Annotated in this window: 26 protein-coding genes; 7 read left to right on the forward strand and 19 right to left on the reverse strand. The window is 54.3% G+C overall.

The window, feature by feature from the left end; genetic code table 11:
- The first annotated feature begins 24 nt into the window (after positions 1-24).
- A complete protein-coding gene (locus tag QBD29_RS15595; RefSeq protein WP_280099004.1) occupies positions 25-798 on the forward strand; it encodes a TIM barrel protein in 774 nt (257 codons plus the stop codon).
- A gap of 30 nt (positions 799-828) precedes the next feature.
- On the opposite strand, the gene QBD29_RS15600 is transcribed toward QBD29_RS15595, so the two are convergent.
- From QBD29_RS15600 to hydA, 7 genes are all read right to left on the reverse strand, one after another.
- Complete coding sequence (locus tag QBD29_RS15600) at positions 829-2,448, reverse strand: alkaline phosphatase family protein (protein WP_280099005.1); 1,620 nt, start codon at positions 2,446-2,448, stop codon at positions 829-831.
- Between the two features lie 267 nt (positions 2,449-2,715).
- Entirely contained in the window at positions 2,716-3,714 is a 999-nt protein-coding gene (locus tag QBD29_RS15605; RefSeq protein ID WP_280099006.1) for an ABC transporter substrate-binding protein, read from the reverse strand.
- Between the two features lie 32 nt (positions 3,715-3,746).
- Positions 3,747-4,592: an ABC transporter permease gene (locus QBD29_RS15610; protein ID WP_280099007.1), complete on the reverse strand. Its 846-nt coding sequence runs from the start codon at positions 4,590-4,592 to the stop codon at positions 3,747-3,749.
- Entirely contained in the window at positions 4,589-5,464 is an 876-nt protein-coding gene (locus QBD29_RS15615) for an ABC transporter permease (RefSeq protein WP_280099008.1), read from the reverse strand. The genes QBD29_RS15610 and QBD29_RS15615 overlap by 4 nt, the downstream gene beginning before the upstream one ends.
- A 272-nt stretch (positions 5,465-5,736) precedes the next feature.
- Positions 5,737-6,519, reverse strand: a complete 783-nt coding sequence (locus QBD29_RS15620; RefSeq protein ID WP_280099009.1) for an ABC transporter ATP-binding protein — start codon at positions 6,517-6,519, stop codon at positions 5,737-5,739.
- Complete coding sequence (locus QBD29_RS15625; RefSeq protein WP_280099010.1) at positions 6,516-6,932, reverse strand: hypothetical protein; 417 nt, start codon at positions 6,930-6,932, stop codon at positions 6,516-6,518. Before QBD29_RS15625 ends, QBD29_RS15620 begins: the two co-directional genes overlap by 4 nt.
- Before the next feature lie 42 nt (positions 6,933-6,974).
- Positions 6,975-8,435 carry a dihydropyrimidinase gene (gene hydA, locus QBD29_RS15630; protein ID WP_280099011.1) on the reverse strand — a complete coding sequence of 487 codons (1,461 nt, stop codon included), beginning with the start codon at positions 8,433-8,435 and terminating at the stop codon, positions 6,975-6,977.
- A 59-nt stretch (positions 8,436-8,494) separates the two neighbouring features.
- On the opposite strand from hydA, the gene QBD29_RS15635 reads away from it, so the two are divergent.
- The gene (locus tag QBD29_RS15635; RefSeq protein ID WP_280099012.1) at positions 8,495-8,788 is read left to right on the forward strand and encodes a hypothetical protein; all 294 of its coding nucleotides are present in this window, start codon (positions 8,495-8,497) and stop codon (positions 8,786-8,788) included.
- A 2-nt stretch (positions 8,789-8,790) separates the two neighbouring features.
- Here the strand turns inward: QBD29_RS15635 and QBD29_RS15640 are convergent, their stop codons facing one another.
- Positions 8,791-10,041 (reverse strand): Zn-dependent hydrolase, encoded by a 1,251-nt coding sequence (locus QBD29_RS15640; protein WP_280099013.1) that lies wholly within the window; start codon positions 10,039-10,041, stop codon positions 8,791-8,793.
- A gap of 117 nt (positions 10,042-10,158) precedes the next feature.
- Between QBD29_RS15640 and QBD29_RS15645 the strand changes: the two genes are divergently transcribed.
- From QBD29_RS15645 to QBD29_RS15660, 4 genes are read left to right on the forward strand one after another with little or no spacing between them, the layout of a single operon-like run.
- The gene (locus QBD29_RS15645; protein ID WP_280099014.1) at positions 10,159-10,794 is read left to right on the forward strand and encodes a TetR/AcrR family transcriptional regulator; all 636 of its coding nucleotides are present in this window, start codon (positions 10,159-10,161) and stop codon (positions 10,792-10,794) included.
- Between the two features lie 22 nt (positions 10,795-10,816).
- On the forward strand, positions 10,817-11,440 hold the full coding sequence (locus tag QBD29_RS15650; RefSeq protein ID WP_280099015.1) for a TetR family transcriptional regulator C-terminal domain-containing protein: 624 nt from the start codon (positions 10,817-10,819) through the stop codon (positions 11,438-11,440).
- Between the two features lie 5 nt (positions 11,441-11,445).
- The gene (locus QBD29_RS15655) at positions 11,446-12,927 is read left to right on the forward strand and encodes a sulfatase-like hydrolase/transferase (RefSeq protein ID WP_280099016.1); all 1,482 of its coding nucleotides are present in this window, start codon (positions 11,446-11,448) and stop codon (positions 12,925-12,927) included.
- Positions 12,924-13,634: a M50 family metallopeptidase gene (locus tag QBD29_RS15660; protein ID WP_280099017.1), complete on the forward strand. Its 711-nt coding sequence runs from the start codon at positions 12,924-12,926 to the stop codon at positions 13,632-13,634. The genes QBD29_RS15655 and QBD29_RS15660 overlap by 4 nt, the downstream gene beginning before the upstream one ends.
- Before the next feature lie 89 nt (positions 13,635-13,723).
- On the opposite strand, the gene preA is transcribed toward QBD29_RS15660, so the two are convergent.
- From preA to QBD29_RS15690, 6 genes are all read right to left on the reverse strand, one after another.
- Entirely contained in the window at positions 13,724-15,028 is a 1,305-nt protein-coding gene (preA, locus tag QBD29_RS15665) for an NAD-dependent dihydropyrimidine dehydrogenase subunit PreA (RefSeq protein WP_280099018.1), read from the reverse strand.
- Positions 15,029-15,081: 53 nt separating this feature from the next.
- Positions 15,082-16,413, reverse strand: a complete 1,332-nt coding sequence (locus QBD29_RS15670) for an NAD(P)-dependent oxidoreductase (protein ID WP_280099019.1) — start codon at positions 16,411-16,413, stop codon at positions 15,082-15,084.
- Positions 16,414-16,575: 162 nt separating this feature from the next.
- Complete coding sequence (trpB, locus tag QBD29_RS15675; RefSeq protein ID WP_280099020.1) at positions 16,576-17,805, reverse strand: tryptophan synthase subunit beta; 1,230 nt, start codon at positions 17,803-17,805, stop codon at positions 16,576-16,578.
- Between the two features lie 61 nt (positions 17,806-17,866).
- On the reverse strand, positions 17,867-18,235 hold the full coding sequence (locus QBD29_RS15680; protein WP_280099021.1) for a hypothetical protein: 369 nt from the start codon (positions 18,233-18,235) through the stop codon (positions 17,867-17,869).
- A 53-nt stretch (positions 18,236-18,288) separates the two neighbouring features.
- Positions 18,289-18,729, reverse strand: a complete 441-nt coding sequence (locus tag QBD29_RS15685) for a GNAT family N-acetyltransferase (protein ID WP_280099022.1) — start codon at positions 18,727-18,729, stop codon at positions 18,289-18,291.
- Between the two features lie 5 nt (positions 18,730-18,734).
- Positions 18,735-19,367: a phosphoribosylanthranilate isomerase gene (locus QBD29_RS15690; protein WP_280099023.1), complete on the reverse strand. Its 633-nt coding sequence runs from the start codon at positions 19,365-19,367 to the stop codon at positions 18,735-18,737.
- Between the two features lie 150 nt (positions 19,368-19,517).
- On the opposite strand from QBD29_RS15690, the gene QBD29_RS15695 reads away from it, so the two are divergent.
- The gene (locus QBD29_RS15695) at positions 19,518-20,063 is read left to right on the forward strand and encodes a hypothetical protein (RefSeq protein WP_280099024.1); all 546 of its coding nucleotides are present in this window, start codon (positions 19,518-19,520) and stop codon (positions 20,061-20,063) included.
- A 41-nt stretch (positions 20,064-20,104) separates the two neighbouring features.
- On the opposite strand, the gene QBD29_RS15700 is transcribed toward QBD29_RS15695, so the two are convergent.
- The 5 genes from QBD29_RS15700 to QBD29_RS15720 form a co-directional block, all read right to left on the reverse strand.
- Positions 20,105-20,446: a LapA family protein gene (locus tag QBD29_RS15700; RefSeq protein WP_280099025.1), complete on the reverse strand. Its 342-nt coding sequence runs from the start codon at positions 20,444-20,446 to the stop codon at positions 20,105-20,107.
- A gap of 125 nt (positions 20,447-20,571) precedes the next feature.
- A complete protein-coding gene (gene ihfB / locus QBD29_RS15705; protein ID WP_280099026.1) occupies positions 20,572-20,853 on the reverse strand; it encodes an integration host factor subunit beta in 282 nt (93 codons plus the stop codon).
- Between the two features lie 63 nt (positions 20,854-20,916).
- Positions 20,917-21,834, reverse strand: coding sequence for a signal peptide peptidase SppA (gene sppA, locus QBD29_RS15710; protein WP_280099027.1), 918 nt, complete (start codon positions 21,832-21,834; stop codon positions 20,917-20,919).
- 26 nt (positions 21,835-21,860) lie between these two features.
- Complete coding sequence (rpsA, locus tag QBD29_RS15715) at positions 21,861-23,588, reverse strand: 30S ribosomal protein S1 (protein ID WP_280099028.1); 1,728 nt, start codon at positions 23,586-23,588, stop codon at positions 21,861-21,863.
- Positions 23,589-23,795: 207 nt separating this feature from the next.
- Positions 23,796-25,787, reverse strand: coding sequence for a calcium-binding protein (locus QBD29_RS15720; protein WP_280099029.1), 1,992 nt, complete (start codon positions 25,785-25,787; stop codon positions 23,796-23,798).
- Positions 25,788-25,797 lie beyond the last annotated feature (10 nt).

The following is a 25,797-nucleotide window of genomic DNA, read 5'->3' on the forward strand; positions in this document are numbered from 1 at the left end:
AAATCAGCGACCAAAGGGAATTCCATGACTGCACCCAAACCAAAATTCTCCGCAAACCTCGGGTTTCTCTGGGCAGACATCCCGCTGCCCGATGCCATTCACGCCGCCCACGGGGCGGGGTTTGACGCGGTTGAATGCCATTGGCCCTATGCAACGCCAGCCCATGACGTTACCGCGGCCCTTGATGAAACAGGCCTGCAAATGCTCAGCCTTAACACCGCGCGCGGCACAGGGGGTGCGGGGGATTTTGGCCTCAGCGCCCTGCCTGATCGCGTTGCCCAAGCCCGCGCTGCCATTGATCAGGCCATCGACTATGCCACAGCGATCAACACGCCAAACATTCACGTCCTCGCAGGCAACGCACACGGGCACACAGCCCACGCCACCTTTATTGAAAACCTACACTACGCCACCACACAGGCGGCCCAGCGCGACATCACAATTTTGATCGAACCGCTCAATCGCTTTGACGCACCGAACTACTTTCTGAAAACAACAGATCAAGCCGCAGCGATCCTCAAAGAGGTGTCCGTCCCAAACCTCAAACTCATGTTTGATTGTTACCATGTGGGGCGTACCGAAGGGGATGTCGCAAACCGCTTTACCGCGCTGCGCCCCTTCATTGGTCATGTGCAATTCGCTTCAGTGCCGGATCGTGGCAGACCAGACCAAGGCACGCTCGATTACGCCGCAGTCTTCAAACACATCACAGATGCAGGATACACCGCACCTTTGGGCGCAGAATACAAACCCAACGGCCCAACAGATGAAACCCTCCACTGGATGCACATCCTTTAAAGCGTCCTACCAAATACCAAAATCCAAACCCTAAGGCCGCTCGGCAAAAGGCTTGCCAAACACCTCTTCAAATTCAGCTTCATCCCAGAACCCGATCAAAATACCTGGTGGTTCTTTTCCCGTCACCGCCTCGATCCATTCTGGCGTTTTGGTAATGCGGGCATGATGCTGACGGGACCAACGCCCGATTTCGGCATCCATCCGTTCGCGCACCGCCACATGTTCGCTGTCATCGCTCGCGCCCAAATCCACCAATTCCTGTGGATCATTTTCCAAATCAAACAGCATGGGTCGATACCCTTCGGCGTGAACGTATTTCCACCGCGCATCACAACACATGATCAATCGCGCATCTTCTTGTGCGTTCTTCAAAATTTCACGGGCAGGCCGCGTGGCGTAATCATACTCCGAAATCGCATATTCGCGCCATTTCACCGGTGTGCCCCACAACAGCGGTGTCAAATCGCGCCCCTCAAGAATATGTGGCAGCTCTGGCCCCCCAAACCCATTCAAGAAGGTCGGTGCCAGATCAATCATTTCAACCAACGCATCACTTGATGTGCCCCGAGTCGCATCTGCCTCTGGCCTTGGATCGCTGATAATCAACGGCACGCGCACGGATTGATCGTGAAACAGGTCCTTTTCCCCCATCCAATGATCCCCCAGATAATCTCCATGATCCGAAGACATGACGATCATGGTATCCTCCATCAGGCCGCGTTCTTCCATCCAATCGAACAGCAGCCCCAATTGATCATCAATCTGCTTCACCAACCCCATATAGGCAGGGATCACGCGTTCGCGCACCTTATCGCGGCTAAAGCTCTGACAAATCCGCGTTTGCATATAGGCCCCAAACACGGGCTGCGGATCATCCTTTTCTGCCTCTGATCGGATTGGCGGCACGATGTGCTCTGGCCCATACATGTTGTGATACGGGGCAGGCACGATATAGGGCCAATGGGGTTTGATAAACGACAGATGGCACATCCACGGCTGATCGCCCGCGCGCTCCATAAACTCCATCGCGCGGCGCGTCATATAGGGCGTTTCTGAAAGCTCCTCAGGGATATCCGCAGGCAAATGATTGGTTTCCAAAAGCCATCCCGACACACGATTTCCGTCTGCATCAATCGCCCCATTTGCCCGTGTTTCCCAGCCGTTTTCATCCGCGATGCCCTGCTCTTTTAACCACGCATTATAGCGTGGGTTCGGATCATAAGGGCCAAGGGGATGCAGCCCATCATCGCGATCAAACGCCTCAAACCCACATTGAGACACACGCTGGCCAACCTCGGACTCTGGATCAATACCCAACCGTTTCATGCCTTCAAAATCAGGGATCATATGAGTTTTACCCACCAGCACAGGGCGCACTCCAATCTCGCGCAAATGATCCCCGAGCGTTGGCTCACCAACCCGCAAGGGGAACCCGTTCCACGTGGCCCCATGACTGCGGGTGTAGCGACCCGTATAGGCGCTCATGCGGCTGGGTCCGCAAACGGGCGATTGCACATAGGCGCGATCAAACTTCACGCCGCGCTTGGCCAGTTTATCAATATTGGGCGTATGCAGATGTGGATGACCATAACAGGACAAGTAATCCCAGCGCAGTTGATCTGCCATGATCCAAAGAACGTTCATTTCCATCACCTTATTAACGAATGCACCGTGTTCACCCTAACGACAATAGTCATGCACACAAGCAGCGCCAGCGAAAAGAGATGCGCCATATTATGGCAAGCCTTTGAAACCTAAACACAAACCCCGATGACCCAACTTTCACAACGCGTTGTGTAAGACGCGTCATATATGACGCGTCTGGATTAACCCCAGGTTCATCAATCTTAATGCTGCGCATTAAAAAACCGCGCCACAGGTATCCCACGGCGCGGTTCAATTCGGTTCGGTGGTGACTTACTTCAGCGCCAAATCGGTAATCTCAGATGTCCAAGCACCCTCAGGCGCTTTGGTGATTACAGGATCAGACCCACCAGACAACAGGCTTTGCACCGTGCGTTCTGCCGCTGCCACATCCAGCGCACCAGAAGACCCAGCGGTCAGTTTCGCCACTTCGCCCATCATGCGTTTTTGGTGCTTTTCGGTCTGCGCACCCGTCGCATCGTTATCCAAAACGATCATTGCCGCTTCATCAGGGTTTGCTTCCGCATATTTCCACCCTTTCATGGACGCGCGCACGAATTTCACCATGTTCTCTTTGAACACAGGGTCCTTCAGATTTTCGCCCAGCACGTACATGCCATCTTCCAGCGTCGCGACGCCTTGGTCCTCATACTTGAACACCACCAAATCATCTGGTGTCAGGCCCGCATCAATGATCTGCCAATACTCATTATACGTCATAGTAGACACACAAGCCGCTTGCCCTTGCAGAATCGGATCAACGTTAAAGCCCTGTTTCAGAACCGTCACACCACCATCAGACCCATCGGTGGCCAAGCCAAGTTTGCTCATCCAGCTCAGGAACGGATACTCGTTACCAAAGAACCAAACACCCAGCGTCTTACCCGCGAAATCCGCAGGGCTGGAAATGCCCGCATCCTTGCGACAGGTCAGCATCATTCCTGATGATGTGAACGGCTGCGCGATGTTCACAAGGTCCAAACCCTTTTCACGTGACGCAAGCGCAGATGGCATCCAATCGAGAACCACATCAGCCCCGCCACCCGCAATCACCTGTGCGGGCGCGATGTCTGGCCCACCAGGTTTAATCTCAACTGTCAGGCCTTCCTCGGCGTAAAATCCCTTATCCTGCGCCACATAATAGCCAGCGAACTGCGCCTGCGTGACCCATTTCAACTGCAACGTCACCTTATTTGCGTGCCCATCCGCACTTGCAAACGTGCCCCCCAAGGCCATCGCGCCTGCCAGCGCGGCTGCGAGTAAAGTTTTCATAGTCTCTCTCCTAGTTGGTTAATCATTGGTCTTCATCGCGTCCGTCTTTGTGACGGATGCCAGAAGGTCACTGATCTCTCGATCAATGCGACCCCCCCATAAAATGCCGACCCAGCCAAGGCCGCCACAGTAATTTCTGCCCACACCATATCGAGCGCAAGCCGACCCACTTCGGTGGAAATCCGAAACCCCATCCCCTTGATGGGCGAGCCAAAGAACTCCGCCACTATCGCGCCAATCAACGCAAGCGTTGTGGCAATTTTCAACCCATTAAAAATAAACGGCATCGCCGCTGGCAAGCGAAGGCGGAGCAATGCCTGCGGATAAGACGCCGCATACGTCCGCATCAAATCCCGCTGCATCGCATCACTGGCCTGCAACCCTTGCACCGTGTTCACCAGAACAGGGAAGAACACCATCGCCACAACCACGGCGGCCTTTGAATGCCAATCAAACCCGAACCACATGACCATAATGGGTGCCAACCCAATGATCGGCAACGCCGCCACGAAGTTGCCGACTGGCAGCAATCCCCGTTGCAAAAATGGCGACCGATCCACGGCAATCGCGGTCAGCACCGCCGCCCCACAACCGATAATGTAGCCCGACAGCGCCCCCTTCACAAAGGTCTGCACAAAATCCCCCCACAGGATCGACAACGAAGAGGCAAACGTCACAGCAATCGACGATGGGGGCGGCAGCAACACAGGGCTAACCTCAAACCCGCGCACGATCCCTTCCCACAGCAACAAAAGCGTAATGCCAAACAATGCAGGCACGGCAAAACTGGTAAACCGCGACGGCTTCGCCTTGGCCAACCGCGCATTCACGGCCCACGCCACGGCCCAAAACATCAGAACACCAACAATCCAAGTCATGCCGCCATCCCCATCTTTTTCAGCGTCACGGTTTGCACAGCACCAATCGCCGCCACCATCAACGCCGCCAGCGTGGCCGCCGCTATCAGCGCACTCCAAATCTGAATGGTCTGGCCGTAATAGCTGCCCACAAGCATCCGCGCGCCCAGCCCACCATCCTGAGACAACGACAGTTCCGCCACCACTGCCCCAATCAAACTCGCCGCAATCCCGACCTTCAGCGAGGCAAACAAAAACGGCGCCGAAGCAGGCAACCGAAGCCGCCAAAACGTTTGGCTACGGCTCGCATTCCAAGTCCGCATCTGATCCATCTGCATGTGATCGGGCGAGCGCAGCCCCTTCACCATGCCAACCACAACGGGGAAGAATGACAGATACATCGATATCACCCCCTTCGCGATCAAATCATCCACCTGCGCACTGGCCAAAACCACCACAATCATCGGCGCAATCGCCAATATCGGAATGGTCTGACTGGCAATCACCCATGGCATCACGGACATGTCCATCGCCCGACTGTGCACAATGGCAACGGCCAGCAAAATCCCAAGCCCCGTGCCAAACACAAACCCGAGCACAGTGGAGCTCAGCGTTATCCACCCATGATAAATCAAAGACCGCTTTGAAAACGCCCGCCCCCGCTGCACCATGGCCCCCGTGGTCTTCCAAATCTCTGTCCCCACTTGATGGGGCGGGGGAAGACGTGGCTTTTCCTGTGTCATCGTATCCGAAACCATCGCCCCAAACGACAACTCCACATTCGCCCGCTTCGCCTTGTCATAGGCCCAATTCGAATTCAGATAGACCGCCCCCGCATACCAAATCACAAACAGGCCAAACACCACGGTAAGGATCGGAAGGATGTTACGCAAAACGCACCTCCCCGTTTCTTTTGTCCCACAATACTCTCGCCGAAGGCATTGGAATTTTTTTGAGTATTTTAAGACAAAAGAAACCAAATGAATCGCACACTAAAGATGCAGTACAGGCTGGAGAGCCGATGGCTGTGACGGAAGAAGCCGCTTTACCCTCCCTATAGGGCAAAAGTGAACCGCTTTCGGGGGTGCGCGCAAAGCTAGGTCGCGCATCCCCTCGGCCGCGCAACCGCCCCGCACTTGATGCGGGGCCTCTCATTCCTGCGCCCCTACCCATCCGCATGCCCTTCCCGCAGCCCATCACGCACGCGGTGTGCAATCTCGATAAACTCAGGGCTATCACGGATATCGAGCGGGCGTTCTTTGGGCAGCGTGCTATCAATCACATCCGCAATCCGCCCTGGGCGCGGCGACATCACCACAATCTTCGTGCTCAGATACACAGCCTCTGGAATCGAATGGGTCACAAACCCAATCGTCTTTTCCGTCCGCGCCCACAGCGCGAGCAGTTGTTCATTCAGATGATCGCGCACAATTTCATCAAGCGCGCCAAACGGCTCATCCATCAACAAAATATCCGCATCAAATGCCAGCGCCCGCGCGATACTGGCCCGTTGCTGCATTCCACCCGACAGCTGCCACGGAAACTTGCGATCAAACCCGTCGAGTTCGACCAGCTCCAACACCCGTTTCACCCGCTCCGCCTGATCCGCTTTGGAATAGCCCATGATTTCAAGCGGCAGGCGAATATTCCCCCCTATCGTGCGCCAAGGATAGAGCCCCGCCGCCTGAAACACATAGCCATAGGCCCGCGCTTTGCGCGCCTCGGCCGCACTCACCCCATTGACCGTAATCGACCCCGCCGTCGGCGTTTCCAAATCCGCCATAACCCGCAGAAACGTGGTCTTGCCACAGCCAGACGGCCCGATAAACGACACGAACTCCCCCTTGTCGATCTCAAGGTTGATGTTCTTCAGCGCATGCACTGGCCCGTCGTTTGTTTCAAACGTGAGGGAGAGGTTTTGGGCTGAAATAACACTTTCAGACATCATACAGGCTCCACGCGTTGCGGAATTACAGTCCAGATCAAATGCGTAATGAGCATCGCTGTGATTACAATCACCGCTATTTCTTGCAGGCCAAGACTGGCTTTATCGGCAAATTCTCGGGTCATTTGAAGATACAGTTGTTCACTGATTATTGCACCCAATCCCGCTGCTGGACCCGCTGCAAGCACAGCCGCCAGTCGCTGGGACAGCTTCATCGATTTCAAAATCCAAAAGAGAGGTATCCAAATCGCAAAAACTGGTAACGCAGCCCAAACTGCGGTCATCAAGGCAACTCCCACAATAAAAAGGACCTCGAACATTTTTCCATCATCGTAGCCCGATCCATTTGCTTGGGACCAGAAATTCACTCCACTAAGAACGAATAGTGTCATGCAATAGGTGAAAAAAGGTCTCAATAAAGCTGTCCTCTTTTGATGGTTAGATCCAACATCTTCACATCAAATCCCCGCTGGAATATTCATCGGATCGCGCTTGATCATGCGCGGCGAGTTCAGCGCCTTCCACTTGCTCAGCGCCGTATGCGCCGATGGAAACGCAGGACGCGGCACAAACCGTCCACGCCCAGGTTGCGGCTGCGAGTTCTTGCCCCAAGCCCAAATCACATCCCCACGGCTCAGCGTATACCGCGCGTTTGCCGTCACCTCGAACCCTTCGAACACGTTGTAATCCAGCACCGAATGATGATTGCTCGGGCTAATCGTCTTGGAAATCTTCGGATCCCACACCACGATATCCGCGTCCGCCCCTTCAACAATCGCGCCCTTCTTGGGATAGATGTTCAGGATCTTTGCCACATTCGTGGACGTCACCGCCACAAACTCTTCTGGCGTCAGGCGGCCCTTTTCAACCCCTTCAGTCCACAACACCGGCATCCGTTCTTCGAGCCCGTTTGACCCGTTCGGAATAATCCGAAAATCATCACGCCCCGCGCGTTTCTGCTCCGTGCTAAACGCCGCGTGATCGGTCGCCACCACCTGCAAAGACCCCGCCTGCAAACCAGCCCACAGGCTGTCCTGATGCTTTTTGTTGCGGAATGGCGGCGACATAACACGCCGCGCCGCGTGGTCCCAATCGGTGTTGAAATACTCGCTCTCATCCAGCGTCAGGAATTGCGCCAATGGCTCGCCATACACCCGCATCCCTTTTTGCCGCGCACGGCGGATCGCTTCATGGGCCTGCTCACACGACACATGCACGATGTAGAGCGGAACGCCCGCCGCATCCGCAATGGTGATCGCGCGGTTCGCTGCTTCGCCTTCTAACTCTGGCGGGCGGGAATAGGCGTGGCCCTCTGGCCCCGTGATCCCCTCGTTCATGTATTTCTCTTGCAGGATCGCAACCAAATCGCCGTTTTCCGCATGCACCATCGGCAGTGCGCCCAACTCTTTACACCGTTGAAAAGACGCGAACATTTCGTCGTCTTCGATCATCAATGCGCCCTTATAGGCCATGAAGTGTTTGAACGAATTTACACCCATGTCCACAGCTGTTTTCATCTCTTCAAAGATGGTTTCATTCCAGCCCGTCACCGCCATATGATAGCCGATATCGCTGCAAATCTGCGGCGTGGACTTGCGGTGCCATTCCTTAATGCCATTCACGATTGAGCCGTCTTCGCCCGGCAGACAGAAATCCACCAGCATCGTCGTGCCCCCGCAAGCCGCCGCCCAAGTGCCACTTTCAAACGTCTCCGCCGCCGTGGTCCCCATGAACGGCATCTCAAGATGCGTGTGCGGATCAATCCCACCGGGGATCACATAGGCCCCTTCGGCATCAATATACTCATCGCCCTTTAGGTCGACGCCAATCTCCTTGATGATCTCCCCATCAATCAAAACATCCGCCTTCCAAGCGCGATCTGCGGTACAAACCGTCCCGCCTTTGATGACTTTGGTCATTGTGTTTTCTCCTTGTTAGTCGTCTTCTCGGACTCACAAACAGTAAGTGAGGTTGTATTTTGAAACAGATTGAACAGCTTGAAGCGATTATTGAGCAGCTTCGAAGGGAAGCCCTGCAAGATGAAAAATACAGTTGCGTCGCAATAAGAGCGGATACCGTTAACCGCATTTTTCGCGAACAAACTGGGCACGAACCTACAATTACTAAAAATTGTTGCCGTGCTTTGCGTGCTCAATTTCGCGAAGGGAAGGATTTTTTCAGGCGCGGCAAAGACCGCGATGAATGGCAAAAAGAAATCCCTGATGGACAAGAAACGACCACCTTCGAAGTTCTTTTCGAAATTAGGCGCTAAACTCACCCCACAACCTCCGCCGTTTCCAGCACCGCATGCATCAACACATCTGCCCCCGCAGCGGCCCATTCCTTAGAAATCTCCTCGGCCTCATTATGCGACAGCCCGTCCACGCACGGACACATCACCATCGCCGTCGGGGCCATGCGGTTGATCCAGCAGGCATCATGCCCCGCGCCAGATACCAAGTTCCGATGCGTATACCCCAGCCGCTCCGCCGCATTGCGCACGGCGGTTACACAGCCCTCATCAAACTCCACAGGGTCAAACCCGCCGACCTTCTCGAACGTCACATCCAACCCCATATCGTCACAAATCTTCTGCGCGCCCGCCTTCAACCGCGCCACCATATCCGTAATCACATCCAACTGCGGCGACCGGAAATCCACCGTGAACACCACTTTGCCAGGAATCACATTGCGCGAGTTCGGGTAGACGTCGATATGCCCCGCTGCGCCCACCGCATCAGGCTTGTGCGACCACGCAATTTCATCCACCAACTCCAGCACCCGCGCCATGCCCAGACCCGCGTTTTTGCGCATCGGCATCGGCGTTGATCCCGTGTGCGCATCGCGCCCCGTGATCGTCACTTCCGTCCATTCCAGACCCTGACCATGGGTCACAACACCCACTTCAACATCCTCGGCCTCCAAAATCGGCCCCTGCTCAATGTGCAGCTCAAAAAACGCGTGCATCTTACGCTCGCCCACGGGCTCATCGCCGCGCCAGCCGATCCGCTTCAACTCATCGCCGAATTTCTTGCCATCGGCATCCTCGCGGTCGTACGCCCATTCCTCCGTGTGCATCCCCGCAAACACACCGCTCGCCAGCATCGCTGGTGCAAACCGCGTGCCTTCTTCGTTGGTCCAGTTGGTCACTACGATAGGGTGCTTGGTTTTAACGCCAAGATCATTGAGGGAGCGCAAGATCTCAAGGCCGCCTAAAACCCCAAGCACCCCATCGTATTTCCCGCCAGTCGGCTGTGTGTCCAAATGGCTTCCAACATAAACTGGCAGTGCGTCAGGGTCCGTGCCCTCGTAGCGCGCAAACATATTGCCCATGGTATCGAGCCCCATGGAACATCCCGCATCCTCGCACCACTTTTGAAACAACGCGCGGCCTTCGCCATCTTCATCCGTCAACGTCTGGCGATTGTTGCCGCCTGCAACACCTGGTCCGATCTTGGCCATCTCCATCAAACTGTCCCAAAGCCGATCCGCATTGATCCGCATGTTGCTTGCTGGTGCTGCCATGATCTCTCTCCCCAAAGTCGTTGGCCAAAATTCTTGCACAGGCCAAAACCTGACCGTATGGTCAAAGTATGGGACCTTCCTGACCAATCGGTCAAGAAATTTTTGAGGAGCCGACGCTTGAACACAAACGTCACCCCTTTGCGCAAACAAAATAAGCGCCGTGAAAACGAATTGCTCATTTTGCAGGCAGCGGAAAAAGTCTTTGCCGAGGCAGGGTTTGGCGGGGCCACCATGCAATTGATCGCCGATGTGGCGGGCCTGCCCAAAGCAAACGTGCATTATTACTTTTCCACCAAAGAAGCGCTCTATCGCCAAGTGGTCTCCAACATCTTCGAGGTCTGGCTCAAGGCCGCCGAGTCTTTCGAAGACGCCTCAGGTCCATCTGAGGGCATCGGGGCCTACATCGACGCCAAAATGGAAATCAGCCGCACACACCCCGCAGGGTCCAAAGTCTGGGCGTCCGAAGTGATGCACGGCGCGCCCATCATCCAAGATTACCTTGAAACCGCGCTCGTGGAATGGACCAACGGGCGGATCAGCGTCATCAACCAATGGATCGCCGATGGGTTGATGGACCCGATCAGCCCGCGCCACCTCCTTTACCTCATCTGGTCCTCCACCCAGCACTACGCCGATTTCGGCCATCAAATCCAAACCTTGAACAACAGCACCCCCCTGACCGATGACGATTGGCAGGAGGCAAAAACTGCCGTAAAACGCATCATACTCAAAGGGATCGGCGTCACGCCCTAACCCCGCGCATTCGGACATATTGATGGCAAGAGCAGCAAGCACCAAGGGTCAAACCCGCATCCAAAAAGAAAAGACCGAGCAAATTTTGAATGCCGCCCTCAACGTCTTTTCCACCTATGGGTTTCGTGGGTCCACTATTGATCAAATCGCAACCGAGGCGGGTCTCTCAAAGCCCAACATCCTTTATTACTTTGATGGCAAAGACGCGATTCATGCCGTTCTTCTGTCCCGATTGCTGGAAACATGGCTCGAACCGCTGGAACACCTGCAAGACAGTGAAACACCGATTGATGAAATCTGCGCATACGTGACCCGCAAACTCGAAATGGCCCGCGATTATCCCCGCGAAAGCCGCCTTTTTGCCAACGAAATTCTGCAAGGCGCGCCGCGCATCATCGACGATCTCGCTGGCCCTTTACGCACACTTACTCAGCAAAAAGCCGATCTCATCCACAGCTGGATCGCTTCGGGCAAAATCGCCCCCGTGGACCCGCATCACTTGATCTTTTCGATCTGGTCCACCACGCAACACTATGCGGATTTCGATGTGCAGGTGAACGCCGTCCTCGGCCCTCAAACCGAAGACCGTTTTGTAAAGGCCGCCGCACATCTCAACACCCTGTTTCGAAAAATGCTGGAACCATAGGCCCCATGAAACAGCCCAACATCCTCTTCTTTATGACCGACAATCAACCGGCAGAGGCATTGGGCTGCGCAGGTAACACCGAACTCAAAACCCCAAACATCGACGCGCTCGCCAAACGCGGCACCCGCTTTACCAACGCCCATTGCGTCAACGCCATGTGTTCCCCGTGTCGTGCCTCTGTACTGACGGGCCTGATGCCAAGCCAGCACGGCGTTCACAACTGGCTAGATGACACATTGATGGATCAATGGCCGCAAAACTGGTCCGCCATCGAAGAATTTCCAACCCTACCGCAGCAATTCAAAGCGGCTGGTTACAACACCGCGTTGATCGGCAAATACCACCTCGGCATGCCGTTTGAGCCGCAAAATGGTTTTGACCACTGGGTCACATTCCCCCATGGCCACACCCACACCTTTTACGGCAACGAAGTCATCGACAACGGTAAACGCTACACCGTCGATGGCCACACCGTCGATTTTTTCGCGCAGAAAACCCACGAATACCTCGAAACCCAAACAGACAGCGACGCCCCATTCTTCGCCTTTGTCCCGTTCAACGGCCCCTACGGCCATTTCCCCGCCATATCTGGGCGCGGCCCCGAACCTTTTGCGACCATGTACGATGATGCAGACATGCACTCGATCCCACGCGAAGGGCTCAACCCCGCCATCATAGACCGCCTTGCCATGCGGCTCGCGGCAGGGGGAGGTAAAATCCGTCCACAGTTCAAAGGCCCGCTTCTTCTGCCCAACAATATGGAAGCTTTGCGCAATTACTACGCGCAAATCTCGCTGATCGACCATCACATCGGCGAAATCCTCGCAACCCTCGACCGCCTCGATTTGACCCGTGACACCATCATCGTTTTCACAGCCGATCACGGATTTTCGCTCGGCCACAACGGCATTTGGGGCCACGGTGCCGCCACATGGCCCAGCACCACACACCACGCCGCGTTTAACATCCCGCTCATCATCGCAGGCGATCCCATCGCCGCAAAAGGGCAAATCTCAGACGGGCTCACCAGCCAGCTGGACGTGTACCAGACCCTCGCATCGCTTGCAGGCATCACACCTGAAACCACTCTGCCCAGCGCCGCAAACGACCTCACCCCAACCCTCACGGGCAAACCACAAACCTTCCCAGATGCCGTCTTCATGGAACAAGAAGAAACCCGCGCCATCAGGACCAACGATTGGCTCTACATGCAACGTTTCAACGGCGCAGTGGACTTCCCCACCACAGACGCGCTTTACAACCTCACTTCCGATCCCGCCGAAACAACCGACCTCGCCGCAGATCCCGCCCACACAGACATCACCAAATCCCTGCGCGCAAAAATCACCGCGTTTTTCGATACCCACAGCCAACCGCAATACGATCTGTGGTCAGGCGGTAGCGCCAAATCCAACACCCAAGCCCCAGAACTCTGGCAAAACGCATGGGGGGCCGATTGGGCTCCAGAACGGCCAGCCCGCCCATGACACCCGCCATCACCTTCATCAAAAACCACTGGCAGATGATCCTCATCGTCACGCTGATTTACACCCTATGGCAAACCGACTTTGTCCAGCCCATCCGCGTGCTGATCGTCTTTTTGCACGAACTCTCCCACGCCATTGCCACTGTGGTCACGGGCGGCGAAGTGGTGGAATTCGCCGTCTGGTCCAACGAATCTGGCCATGTGATGAGCCGCGGCGGAAACCGTTTCATCACCCTCACCGCAGGATATCTCGGCTCCCTCTTGTTTGGCGTCCTCTTCTTCCTCGTAGCGGTCCGCACATCATGGGATCGCGCCCTCCTCGGCCTTTTCGGCGCCACGATGATCCTTGTGGCGTTGTTTTACATCCGCCACAGCTATCCGTTTTTCTTTGCCATCATCACAGGGGGCCTGATGGTCGCCACCGCGTGGTTCCTGTCCAACCAATACAGCGATCTGATCCTGCGCATCGTGGGGCTCACCAGCATCATCTACGTGCCTTATGACATATTCAGCGACACAATTCGCTGGTCACGCATCCGCTCTGATGCCCGTATGCTGGCCGAGGAATTTGGCGGCACAACAATCATGTGGGGCGGCCTCTGGCTTGTGGTCAGCTTGATCGTCATCGGCCTATGCCTCCGCTTCGGTCTGCCCCAATCCACCAACATCACATTCAAAAGGGCCGCCTCCGAAAAGACGACCCTCTAGGGCCAGTGGAAAATCCATCTCGCACTGAGGGGGCGTGGTGAGTGTCCAGAGGCCCTTGCATTTTCTTTTGTCCAAAAATACTCGAAAAACTACTCCGCCGCCACACGCCCAGGGTTGTTGGGATGCGTCGTCCAATCGGCAAACTCCTCTTCCACAACTTTGCCGGTGCGTTCATCCACTTGCCCCGGCTCAATGCGCTCCATCGTGATACATCCTTCCACGGGGCACACGTTCACACACAGGTTACAGGCCACGCATTCGTCATCAATCACCTCAAACGTGCGATCCGCAGACATTGTAATCGCCTGATGCGAGGTATCTTCACAGGCCGCAAAACACCGCCCGCATTTGATGCAATCATCCTGAGAAATCCGCGCCTTTGACACATAATTCAGGTTCAAGTTCTGCCAATCAGAACAATTCGGAACGGCCCGTCCCACAACGCTTGCAACGCTCTCGTGGCCCTTTTCATCCATCCACTGGCCCAGTCCAGAAATCATCTCCTGCACCACTTTAAACCCGTATGTCATGGCCGCTGTACACACCTGCACATTCCCCGCGCCGAGCGCGAGAAACTCCGCCGCATCACGCCACGTGGTCACGCCCCCAATCCCTGAAATCGGCAGGTTCGCCGTCACAGGATTGCGCGCGATTTCCGCCACCATGTTCAGCGCAATTGGTTTGACGGCTGGCCCGCAATACCCCCCATGCGCCCCTTTCGTATCAATCATCGGTTCTGGCGCAAACAGGTCGAGGTTCACGCTAGTGATCGAATTGATCGTATTGATCAAACTCACCGCATCCGCCCCACCCGCATGGGCCGCTTCGGCTGGTTTACGCACATCTGTGATGTTCGGCGTCAGCTTCACAATCACAGGCATCCGCGTGTTCTGCTTGGCCCAGCGCGTTACCATCTCGATGTATTCAGGGACCTGCCCCACGGCGCTGCCCATGCCCCGCTCCGACATTCCGTGCGGACACCCAAAGTTCAGTTCCACCCCATCGGCCCCTGTCTCTTCAACAACAGGAAGGATTGCCTTCCACGCATCTTCGACACAGGGGACCATCAGGGAGACAACGACCGCACGATCAGGATAATCCTTCTTCACGGCCTTAATTTCACGCAGGTTCTGTTGCAGCGGGCGATCGGTAATCAACTCAATGTTGTTCAGCCCCAACAACCGCCGATCCGCCCCGAAAATCGCGCCGTACCGTGGTCCGTTTACATTCACCACAGGCGGGCCTTCTTCGCCCAGCGTCTTCCAAACAACGCCGCCCCAGCCCGCCTCAAACGCACGGCGCACGTTGTATTCTTTATCCGTGGGCGGCGCACTGGCCAGCCAAAACGGGTTCGGGGATTTAATACCAACAAATTCACTTCTCAGATCAGCCATCACGACCTCCTATAAATCTCTCACGCCCCCGCCTTGATCGGGGGCCGCTCCGTTCAACCGACCAACGTCTTATGGATATCCATCGCCGCATCGCGGCCCTCGGCCACAGCGGTGACCGTCAAATCATCACCACCCAGCGCGCAATCGCCGCCCGCCCAAACGCCGTCCATCGACGTCTTACCGTCGACCGAAACAACAATCTTGCCACGCTCCAATTCAAGCCCAGCATCTGTGGTCAGTGTCTGCCCGATGGCTTTGAAAACCTGATCCGCCTCAATCACAAATGTTTCGCCCGTTGGTTTCAACTCACCGTTTGAACTGTCCGTGCGTTCAAACTCCACACCCGTCGCCGAACCATTCCCCAGCACCTTCACTGGCTGCGCATTAAACACGATCCGCACGCCTTTACTGGTCGCCAAATCCTGTTCAAACGCGCTCGCGCCCATGGCAGATTTGTCGCGGCGATAGGCCACCGTCACATCCTGCGCACCGAGCAATTTAGATTGCACCGCCGCATCAATCGCGGTCATTCCGCCACCAATCACAACCACACGCCGCCCCACGGGCAGCGCCGTCAGATCATCCGCTTGGCGCAGCTCTGCAATGAAATCCACCGCATCACGCACGCCATCTTTGTCTTCCCCATCGGCCCGCAGCGCGTTCACACCGCCTAAACCAACCCCTAGGAAAACCGCATCAAACTCCGCCTTTAGGCCTTCAAGCGAGATCTGATCGCCCAGCGCCTGACCGTATCGCACATCAATACCACCAATTTTCAGCAGCCAATCCACCTCGGCCTGCGCAAACCCATCCACAGATTTATAGGCCGCAATGCCAAATTCGTTCAGCCCGCCGCCTTTGGGTCGCGCATCAAATATCACCACCGCATGTCCGTGCATCGCCAATCGATGCGCCGCTGCCAACCCTGCGGGTCCTGCCCCAACCACCGCAACTGACTTACCCGTTTCAGCCGCACGCGCAAACGGATGCACACCCGTCGCCATCACCTTATCCGTGGCATAGCGTTGCAACTGCCCGATAATCACAGGCTTGCCTTCGGCCACTTCGCGCACACAAACTTCTTCACACAGGGTTTCTGTGGGGCAAACCCGCGCACACATTCCGCCTAAAATGTTCTGATCAAAAATCGTCTTGGCCGCAGACTCCGCCGTGCCCGTGGCGATCTGGCGAATGAACAGTGGAATATCAATCGACGTGGGACAGGCTGTCATACAGGGCGCGTCATGACAGAAATAACACCGATCCGCCGCAACCAACGCCTCATGATCATCCAGCGGCGGATGCAAATCCGAAAAATTATCCGCCAAAACTTCGGGCTCTAACCGCCCTGCAACCACACCATCCGTAAACGTCGAATTCGCCATGCCTAGTTCCTTATGCAACATCGGTAGATTAAACCGTTGCACAGGTCAAAAAATTTATCAAATAGTAAATTTTTATCGCTCACACAAAAAAGAGGCCCTGACAATCGCCAGAGCCTCTTAAAAATTCGTAGGGTGCGCATTCATGGCGCACCGTCCACAATCTTATTCGCTGTCCATATCCCAGCCCAGATGTCGCGCCACGGTAAAGATATCTTTGTCCCCGCGCCCGCACATATTCATCACCAGAATATGATCCTTTGGCAGCGTCGGCGCCAATTTACGCACATGCGCCAACGCATGCGACGGTTCCAACGCAGGAATAATCCCCTCAGTGCGGCAGGAATATTGGAACGCTTCCAACGCCTCACTGTCGGTCACGCTTACGTATTCCGCGCGGCCCGTATCATGCAGCCAGCTGTGTTCTGGCCCGATCCCCGGATAATCCAAACCTGCAGAAATCGAATAGCCTTCCAAAATCTGACCCGCATCATCCTGCAACAAATACGTGCGATTGCCATGCAGCACACCAGGCTTCCCACCAGTCAGCGATGCACAATGCTCCATCTTGTCATTCACGCCCTTACCACCGGCTTCAACACCAATGATGCGCACCTCTTTGTCGTCAAGGAACGGATAAAACAGTCCCATCGCATTGGACCCGCCGCCGATACACGCCACCACAGAATCTGGCAAACGGCCCTCGGCCTCCATCATCTGCTCGCGCACTTCTTTGCCAATAATGCTCTGGAAATCGCGCACCATCGCAGGATAAGGATGCGGCCCAGCGACCGTGCCGATGCAATAAAACGTCTCATCCACATAGGTGACCCAATCACGCAACGCATCGTTCATCGCGTCTTTCAACGTGCCACGACCAGACGTCACAGGCACAACTTCTGCGCCCAGCAATTTCATGCGAAACACGTTCGGCGCTTGGCGTTCCACGTCATGCGCACCCATGTAAACGATACACTTCAAACCGAACTTCGCACACACCGTCGCCGTGGCCACACCATGTTGGCCCGCTCCCGTTTCCGCAATAATCCGCGTCTTGCCCATGCGCCGCGCCAGCAGAATCTGCCCCAACACATTGTTAATCTTGTGCGCGCCCGTGTGGTTCAGCTCATCACGCTTGTAATACACTTTCGCGCCACCCAAATCCTCGGTCACACGGCTGGCGAAATACAGCGGGCTCGGACGGCCCACGTAATGCTTCCACAGATGATCCATCTCGGCCCAGAAATCAGGATCAACTTTCGCCTTCTCATATTCCGCTTCCAGATCAAGGATCAGCGGCATCAGCGTTTCGGACACAAACCGCCCACCGAAATCACCAAACCGACCGTTTTCATCAGGTCCAGACATAAAAGAGTTAAGCATATCGTTCATCACAAGGCCTCCTAGCGTGCAGCCCATGATCTAGCGTGGTCAACGTAGCGGGTAAAGCCCGCAATCAAGCAGAATAAACCCCAACCGTTCCACGCCCATCCCGCTCTGCTATAGCAGCCTTCCACGCAGCGACCATATCTGCGCGGCTCGGCACTGCATCAAACGCCTGCGTATGATTGTAAAACATCGCCATTTCATCCATCGCTACGTTGGTCAACGTCCCGTGCAACCCGCCTTTGGCAAAGTCCTGCATCCGTGAAATATCGTCCCAAACAGATACTGCGAAAAACACATCACCGTCCTTAAAGGTCACAGCATGAACACAGCCCTCAGCCTTTTTCGCAGCTTTCAAAACCCGCATCGTTGGCATGATAATCGTGAACCACCCCAACCGCCGTTTTAACTGCATTCCACCAATCGCGGCATAAACCATAGGCACCCCCTTGCGACAACCCGCCGCAGGGGTAAATCATTCATGATCTCGCGTCAATCCAACCCGCGTTTGAACCCACTGTGACTCACGCTAAACCCAACACTGCGGTAAAATCGCTCTGTTGCCTTGCGGTCTTTATGCGCCACCAATTGCATGGCTTTGCACCCCATCGTCCGCGCCCGTTCAAACGCATCTTCGATCAACTGCTTGCCAATACCTTGCCCGCGCAAATTGCTCGCCACGCGCACATCTTCAATCTGCCCGCGCCGCAGTCCGTTCAATGACAGACCTTCAATCGCATTCAACTGATATCCCGCGACGACACGGCCGTCCTGTTCGCCGACAACGATCACGGCCATCGGATCCACTTCCACGCGGCGAAACACATCCACGTAAACATCAGGGTTCGCCGTTTCACGCGTTGCGCCAATTTCATCGTCTTTCAGCAAATCAACAAAGGCAGGAACATCTGCCTCCGTTGCTTTGCGAAACACAACTGTCACGCCTGAACCGCTGCACAGAACGCCGCGATCTTCTTCGCATCCTTCACACCCGGCGCACGTTCCACACCGCTGGACACGTCCAACTGCTGTGCCCCTGTCATCGCTACAGCCTCAGCCGCATTTTCAGGGGTCAAGCCACCCGCCAGCATCCACGGAACCGCCCAACGCCGCCCCGCGATCAACCGCCAGTCAAACGCCAACCCATTGCCCCCCGGAAGGTCCGCATTTTTAGGCGGCTTTGCGTCCACCAAAATCTGATCCGCCACGCGGGCATAGTCATTCAACGCGGGCAAATCGGTCTCATCCGCAACACCCACCGCTTTCATCACGGGCAAGCCAAACCGCGCCTTCACCTCTGCCACCCGTTCGGGCGTTTCACGGCCGTGCAATTGCAGCATATCAATGGGCACCTCAGCCAGCATCGCATCCAATTCCGCATCTGTGGCATTCACCGTCAACGCAACCTTGCACACGCCCTCTGGCACAGCCAACGACAGTGCCCGCGCTGTTTCAAAGCTCACATGACGTGGAGATTTTTCAAAAAATACAAACCCAACATAGGCCGCCCCCGCACCTACGGCAGCCGCCAATGTGTCCGATGTTGATATCCCGCAAATCTTTACGCGCATGTGTCGCTCCTGTCTTGTTCTGCTCCTACACCAAAGCAGGCCACCAATGCCAGCCCGCACACCAATACAGGTTTAGCAAACGCTTGGCCCATCGGGCCGCCTATGGTTAACTCGCTCCATTCAGATCAATCGCTATCCAAGGATTAACTTATGACCAACACCAGCGAACCACATTCATTTCTATCACTGTGCAAAGAATACGAACACTGCACCAAGGCTATCCAAGGCGTAGAGTTCAACCTGATCCAAGGGTATTTGGAGCAGATTATGAACATTCTTGCGATTGAAAAGGTCACCGCCCCTAGCACGTCTTCCACAGGATCGGCCTTTACGGCTCCGCAAACCGTGGAGGATTTGAAAGCAGGTGCAAAAGCCACGTTTGATGAAATCACCAAAAGCCTGAACGCAAAAATGTCGTCTGGCGCTAAATCAAACCTCGAACAGTCCATCGAACAAGAAGAGGCCGTTTTGGCTCAGGCCATCACCAACAATCTGGTCACAATGATCTACGAACAGGACAAATCCCTGCAAGAAACCCATGTGGTGCTTCGGGCCGCACTCGCGCAGGCGCTGGCCAAAATGTTGGCTGCGGACACACCGTCCAAGGCACAAAAAGTCGCGCCGTGGACTAAACTGCGGCGCAAAAACGTTAGTTTTTTGAAACAAACAACGCTCGTATCCATCTATCTTCGATGAACCGTCATGTTCACACTGATTTAAAAGTGTTGGGAGATGCGTTACTCAATCAACGCCAACACGTCATCTGTGCTTTCGCCGTTCTTCGCCTTTAACACCTTAACTTCGCGCTCAAGGCGGTGAACCTCTTTGTCCTTTTTGGACAGGCTGTGGCGGTATTTGAATTCGCGCAGCCATTCCCAGACAAACCCGATCAGCAAACCAACCACGATGCCCAAAAAGATCACAACAAACAGCGGCAACGTCACGCTGCCTTGCAGGCCAAAGGGCGCTGCCAACGCATCGGGCATCAATTTCAACGTTGTCATTTCGCGGTTTGCCAACGCCACAACAATCAGCGCAAGGCCGATCACAGCCAGAAACAAATATCGAATGTAACGCATAACAGCCCCGTCCTTTGTGCCCTATGGATGTAACGTCGAATGACGCAGATGCAAGACGGGACTCACGGCAATTGTGCGCGCTACTTTGCTACGCGCACGCGTCAAACCCATCAAACAGCCGATAATCAGCTGCCGTTTAAACGATCCCGCAACAGCTTGCCCGTTTTAAAAAACGGCACATGCTTTTCGTCCACCTGCACAGTTTCACCCGTGCGTGGATTGCGCCCAACCCGCGCATCACGTTTTTTCACTGAAAATGCACCAAAGCCGCGCAATTCCACGCGGTCACCATTCGCAAGTGCTTCAATAATTTCGTTGAATACAGTGGACACAATGCGCTCCACATCGCGCTGATACAGGTGTGGATTGGCTTCGGCAATTTTCTCCACGAGTTCCGAACGTATCATAGACTAATATCCTCCCAAGGTGCGGCCTTATACTGGCTCAGCTAACACAGGAGTTTACAGAATTTACTTTGCGATGGAATAGAGCCGAGGCCCTGTTTGCCCCGAAATACGCTCTAAGTTGCCGTTTTTGAGTAGAAATTTCCCGACAGGCCCGAAAAAACCGCCCTCTTCATACTCTAACTCATAGGTATCAACAGGCAGCTCAGCTTCTACCGATTCGAGCGAATCGAGGTATTCTTTGGCCGCATCAAACCCGCCAATCGCGTCAATCAGCTTTAAATCCAGTGCCAAACGGCCCGTAAACACACGTCCATCGGCCACATTATCCAGCGCTGCACCGCTGAGCCCGCGGCGCTCTTCCACCAGAGCACGGAACCATTGGTAGCTTTCGTCAATCAGTGCCTTTTCCGCTGCAATAGATGCCTCAGTTGGCTTACGAAACGGCGATGGCCCGCCCTTAACTTCGGATGACCGAATGGTCTGCATCGTCACACCGATTTTTGTCAGCAAATCCGTCACATCGGGGTATTCCATAATCACACCGATGGACCCCGTGATGGTATTGCCCCGCGCGATGATATGATCCGTACCAATCGCCGCGATATACCCGCCCGATGCGGCCACTTCGCCCAGCACAGACACAACGGGTTTCTTCTTTGAAATCTTACGCAACCGCTCATACACGGCCTCTGATCCAACAGTCGTGCCACCGGGGCTGCTGATGGACAGGATCAACGCCTTTGCGTTGTCATTCTCTTCGACCTTTTTCAGGGCCGCATCCAGAATTGGATCGTCATAAATTACGCCGCGAATTTTTACGTGGGCAATGTGATCCCCAAACCGCGGCCCCCCGCCAAAAAATGCACCGATAACGCCGAGCAGGACAATGAACCCGATTGTCACAAACACGCCGCGCCAAAAAGCAGAGCGGCGCCACTTACGGCGCCGCTCTTCATAGAAATCACGTTCCAGAGCGTCCATTGGTCTCTCCTTCCCGTGTGATCGACTTATTCGTCGTCGCCGCCGCCCTTCAGGGCCGCGCCAAGGATGTCACCCAAAGACGCACCAGAGTCAGAGGAACCGTACTGCTGTACCGCTTCTTTCTCTTCTGCAATCTCACGTGCTTTGATCGACAGACCAAGACGACGTGTGGATTTGTCGATGTTGGTTACGCGTGCATCAATGCTGTCACCAACGCTGAAACGCTCTGGGCGCTGTTCAGCACGGTCACGGGACAGGTCAGAACGACGGATGAAGGATTTCATGCCTTCGTGCTCTACTTCAATGCCACCGTCTTCGATGGATGTCACAGTCACAGTCACAACCGCACCGCGCTTCACGCCGGCTGTTGCATCTGCAAACGGATCACCGTCCAGCGCTTTGATAGACAAGGAGATACGCTCTTTTTCCGCATCAATGTCTGTCACAACGGCTTTCACCATGTCGCCTTTGTTGTAATCGGCCATGGCTTCTTCGCCAGAACGATCCCAATCCAGATCGGACAAGTGAACCATACCGTCGATGTCGCCGTCCAAGCCAACAAACAGACCGAATTCAGTGATGTTCTTAACTTCACCTTCAACTTCTGTGCCGATTGGGAATGCAGTTTCGAAGTTCTCCCATGGGTTGCCCTGAGTTTGCTTCAGGCCAAGGGATACACGACGCTTCACGCTGTCGATTTCCAGAACCATCACTTCTACTTCCTGAGATGTAGAAACGATTTTGCCTGGGTGTACGTTCTTCTTGGTCCAAGACATTTCGGACACGTGAACCAGACCTTCAACACCAGCTTCCAGCTCTACAAACGCACCGTAATCGGTGATGTTTGTAACGCGGCCCATGTGGACGGACTCAAGTGGGTAACGTGCTTCAACATCGCCCCAAGGATCGTCCTGCAGCTGTTTCATGCCAAGGCTGATGCGGTGGGTTTCTTTGTTGATCTTGATCACCTGAACTTTGATCGTTTCACCGATTGTCAGGATTTCAGATGGGTGGTTCACACGGCGCCATGCCATGTCTGTCACGTGCAACAGGCCGTCTACACCGCCCAAGTCAACGAAGGCACCGTATTCAGTGATGTTCTTAACAACACCGTCAACTGTTTCGCCTTCAGACAGGTTACCCACGATTTCCGCACGCTGTTCTGCGCGTGATTCTTCAAGGATAGCACGACGGGACACAACGATGTTGCCACGACGACGGTCCATTTTCAGGATTTGGAATGGCTGTGCCATGCCCATCAATGGGCCAGCATCACGCACAGGGCGCACGTCCACTTGGGAGCCTGGCAAAAACGCAACCGCGCCGCCCAGATCCACTGTAAAGCCGCCTTTAACACGACCAAAGATTGCGCCTTCAACGCGCTCTTCTGCTTCGTGGGCTTTTTCCAAACGATCCCATGCCTCTTCGCGACGGGCTTTGTCACGAGAGATAACCGCTTCACCGCGGGCGTTTTCAACACGCTCGAGGTAAACCTCTACGCTGTCGCCAACTTCGATTTCAGGGGCTTGGCCTGGGGCCGCAAATTCTTTCAGCTCAACACGGCCTTCCATTTTGTAGCCGATGTCGATGATGGCCTGACCAGCTTCGATTGCCAGTACTGTGCCTTTTACAACCGAACCTTCGTCCGGTGTGTCAATTTCAAAACTCTCTTGCAGTAGAGCTTCAAACTCTTCCATAGATGCCATTATAGCGTTTCCTTCATAAGTTTTTTCTGGCCGCGCGGTTTGGTCCACGGGTCTTTGGGTTTCGTTTCCCCGCGATAAGCAAGAGTTTCGCTCAAACACACAAAGGGCTGGAGTGTTCCAGCCCTGCTCAACTCATCGACGGTCTATGCCATCACCGCTTACCACGATTGCCCGCGCGTATAGCTGGGAATAGGGGGAAGGGCAAGGGGGATGAATCGGTTTCAACACAGCAAAACAATGCTGAAACCATCACAATCAAACAAACTCGATGTCATTTCCTAACATGCCAATAACGGACACATTTTCAACGATCAGCACATCGCCACCACCAAAGTCCAGCACAGCATCGCCGTCAATAATTGACCCGTACAGGGTCAAGAAGTCGGCCATCGACAAGCCACTGCCATTGAAAGCCGCGTCGAGGTAAATTGTGTCTTTGTTGTTCTGAAAATCAGTAACGGTGTCGACATCATCGCCGACATAAAAGTGGAAGTAGTCAGCATGCGCTCCACCCGTCAGTCGATCGTTACCCGTCCCCCCCGCAACAAGATCGTTGCCATTCCCTCCTAAAAGGACATCACTGCCCGAGCCACCAAACAGCGAGTCATCGCTGTTATGACCCTTCAAACGATCCGTGCCGTCCCCTCCAAAAAGTTGGTCACGCCCACTTCCGCCTTCAAGGACATCGTTGTGGAGCCCACCAAACAGAGTGTCATTGCCAGTCCCACCAAGAAGTTTGTCATTGCCTTCATCACCGTGAAGCTCATCGCGGCCTGATTGTCCCTTTATTCGATCATCGCCACCGTTCCCGAAAATCGTATCGTACCCCGCGCGACCATACAGAAGGTTTCTTTGACCATCTCCTGTCAATGTGTCCCCGAAACTCGAACCCGTTAGGTTTTCAAACCCAATCAACGTATCAAGCCCTGCCCCAACGGTATCTTGTGCCGTGCCTTGTAGCATCAAACTTACCACAACGCCCGATTCAGCTGTTCTATACCCTGCGGTGTCTCCATTTACATGGCCAGCGGCATCCATGTAATCGTCTCCGTTTCCGCCATCAATGTAATCATCACCACCTGCGTTCGGCGCTAATATTCCGTCGAAATCATTTTCGAAATCACCAAAAATATCGTCGTCTCCATCGCCACCAAACAATGTATCATTCCCAAAGGTGATGTTTGACGCAAGAATGCCCGAACCAGATTGTATCCCGCCAATGTCACCCCGTATCCAATCTGTTCCATCTCCGCCATAGATGGTGTCATTTCCAGCAACAAAGATGGAACTAGAGTTGGAGTCCGAAATCGAACTAATATCGCCATAAAGATGATCCAGACCGCTGCCAGCAAAAACAAGATCATCGCCACTGGTTAGCGATCCTCTGAAAAAACTGGAAACGTCCCCATAAACATAGTCATTGCCACTGCCCGTGTGGATTTCATCATTACCTGCATCAATTATGCTGAAAACCCAAACACTTGATAGACTGCTGGCATCTCCAGTGGCGGTTATCCCCCCGTCTCCAGCAAAAATTCTATCGTCACCGCCGAACAATGTCCCACTATTGAGGCTGGCAATATCACCATAGATGATGAATTTTCCTGTCAACAAGCCAGATGTATCAATGATATCATCACCGCCAACCAACGTACCTTCTTTCAAATTGGTCGCATCACCCATAATAGCGGATGTACCATTGGTTGCGCCACTTATGATAAAGTGGTCCGAACCCGCATAAATCGTTTCGGTGCTGCGGAAGGATTCAAAATCGCCTCTCAAATAGGCCGTCGAATTTCCTGTTAAAACTTGTGTAAACGTATCATCTCCACCGTCAGAGTCCGTAAGCGCACCATTTTCGGCAACAAATGATGGGTAATCTCCTACAAGAAAGCTTCCACTGCCTGTTGGAAGCATAAAGGTGTCATTCCCAGATAAGACCTCACGGCAAAAACTCCGATGACCTTGCAGCAGCAGAAGGATATTTGCATCGTCAATTTCTGTAATTTCAATGTCTACATTCGAATTGTTAGACAGATTTATATTGACCGATGTCACAACGCCAGAAACCAAGTTTCCACTCGCATCATACGAAAAATTTCCGAATGCGGTTACGGTATCGCCCGAAGATGTGCGCCATTCATAAACAACGTCAGTCGCTTGTAACTCAGATTGGAAATCAATTAGGTCGGTGCCGTAAATAAATCTAACTGTGCTACTTGCATTTGTAGCGTCAAAAATAGCCATCGTTTCTCTT

The sequence above is a fragment of the Amylibacter sp. IMCC11727 genome (assembly GCF_029854195.1).
Taxonomy (GTDB): Bacteria; Pseudomonadota; Alphaproteobacteria; order Rhodobacterales; family Rhodobacteraceae; genus Amylibacter.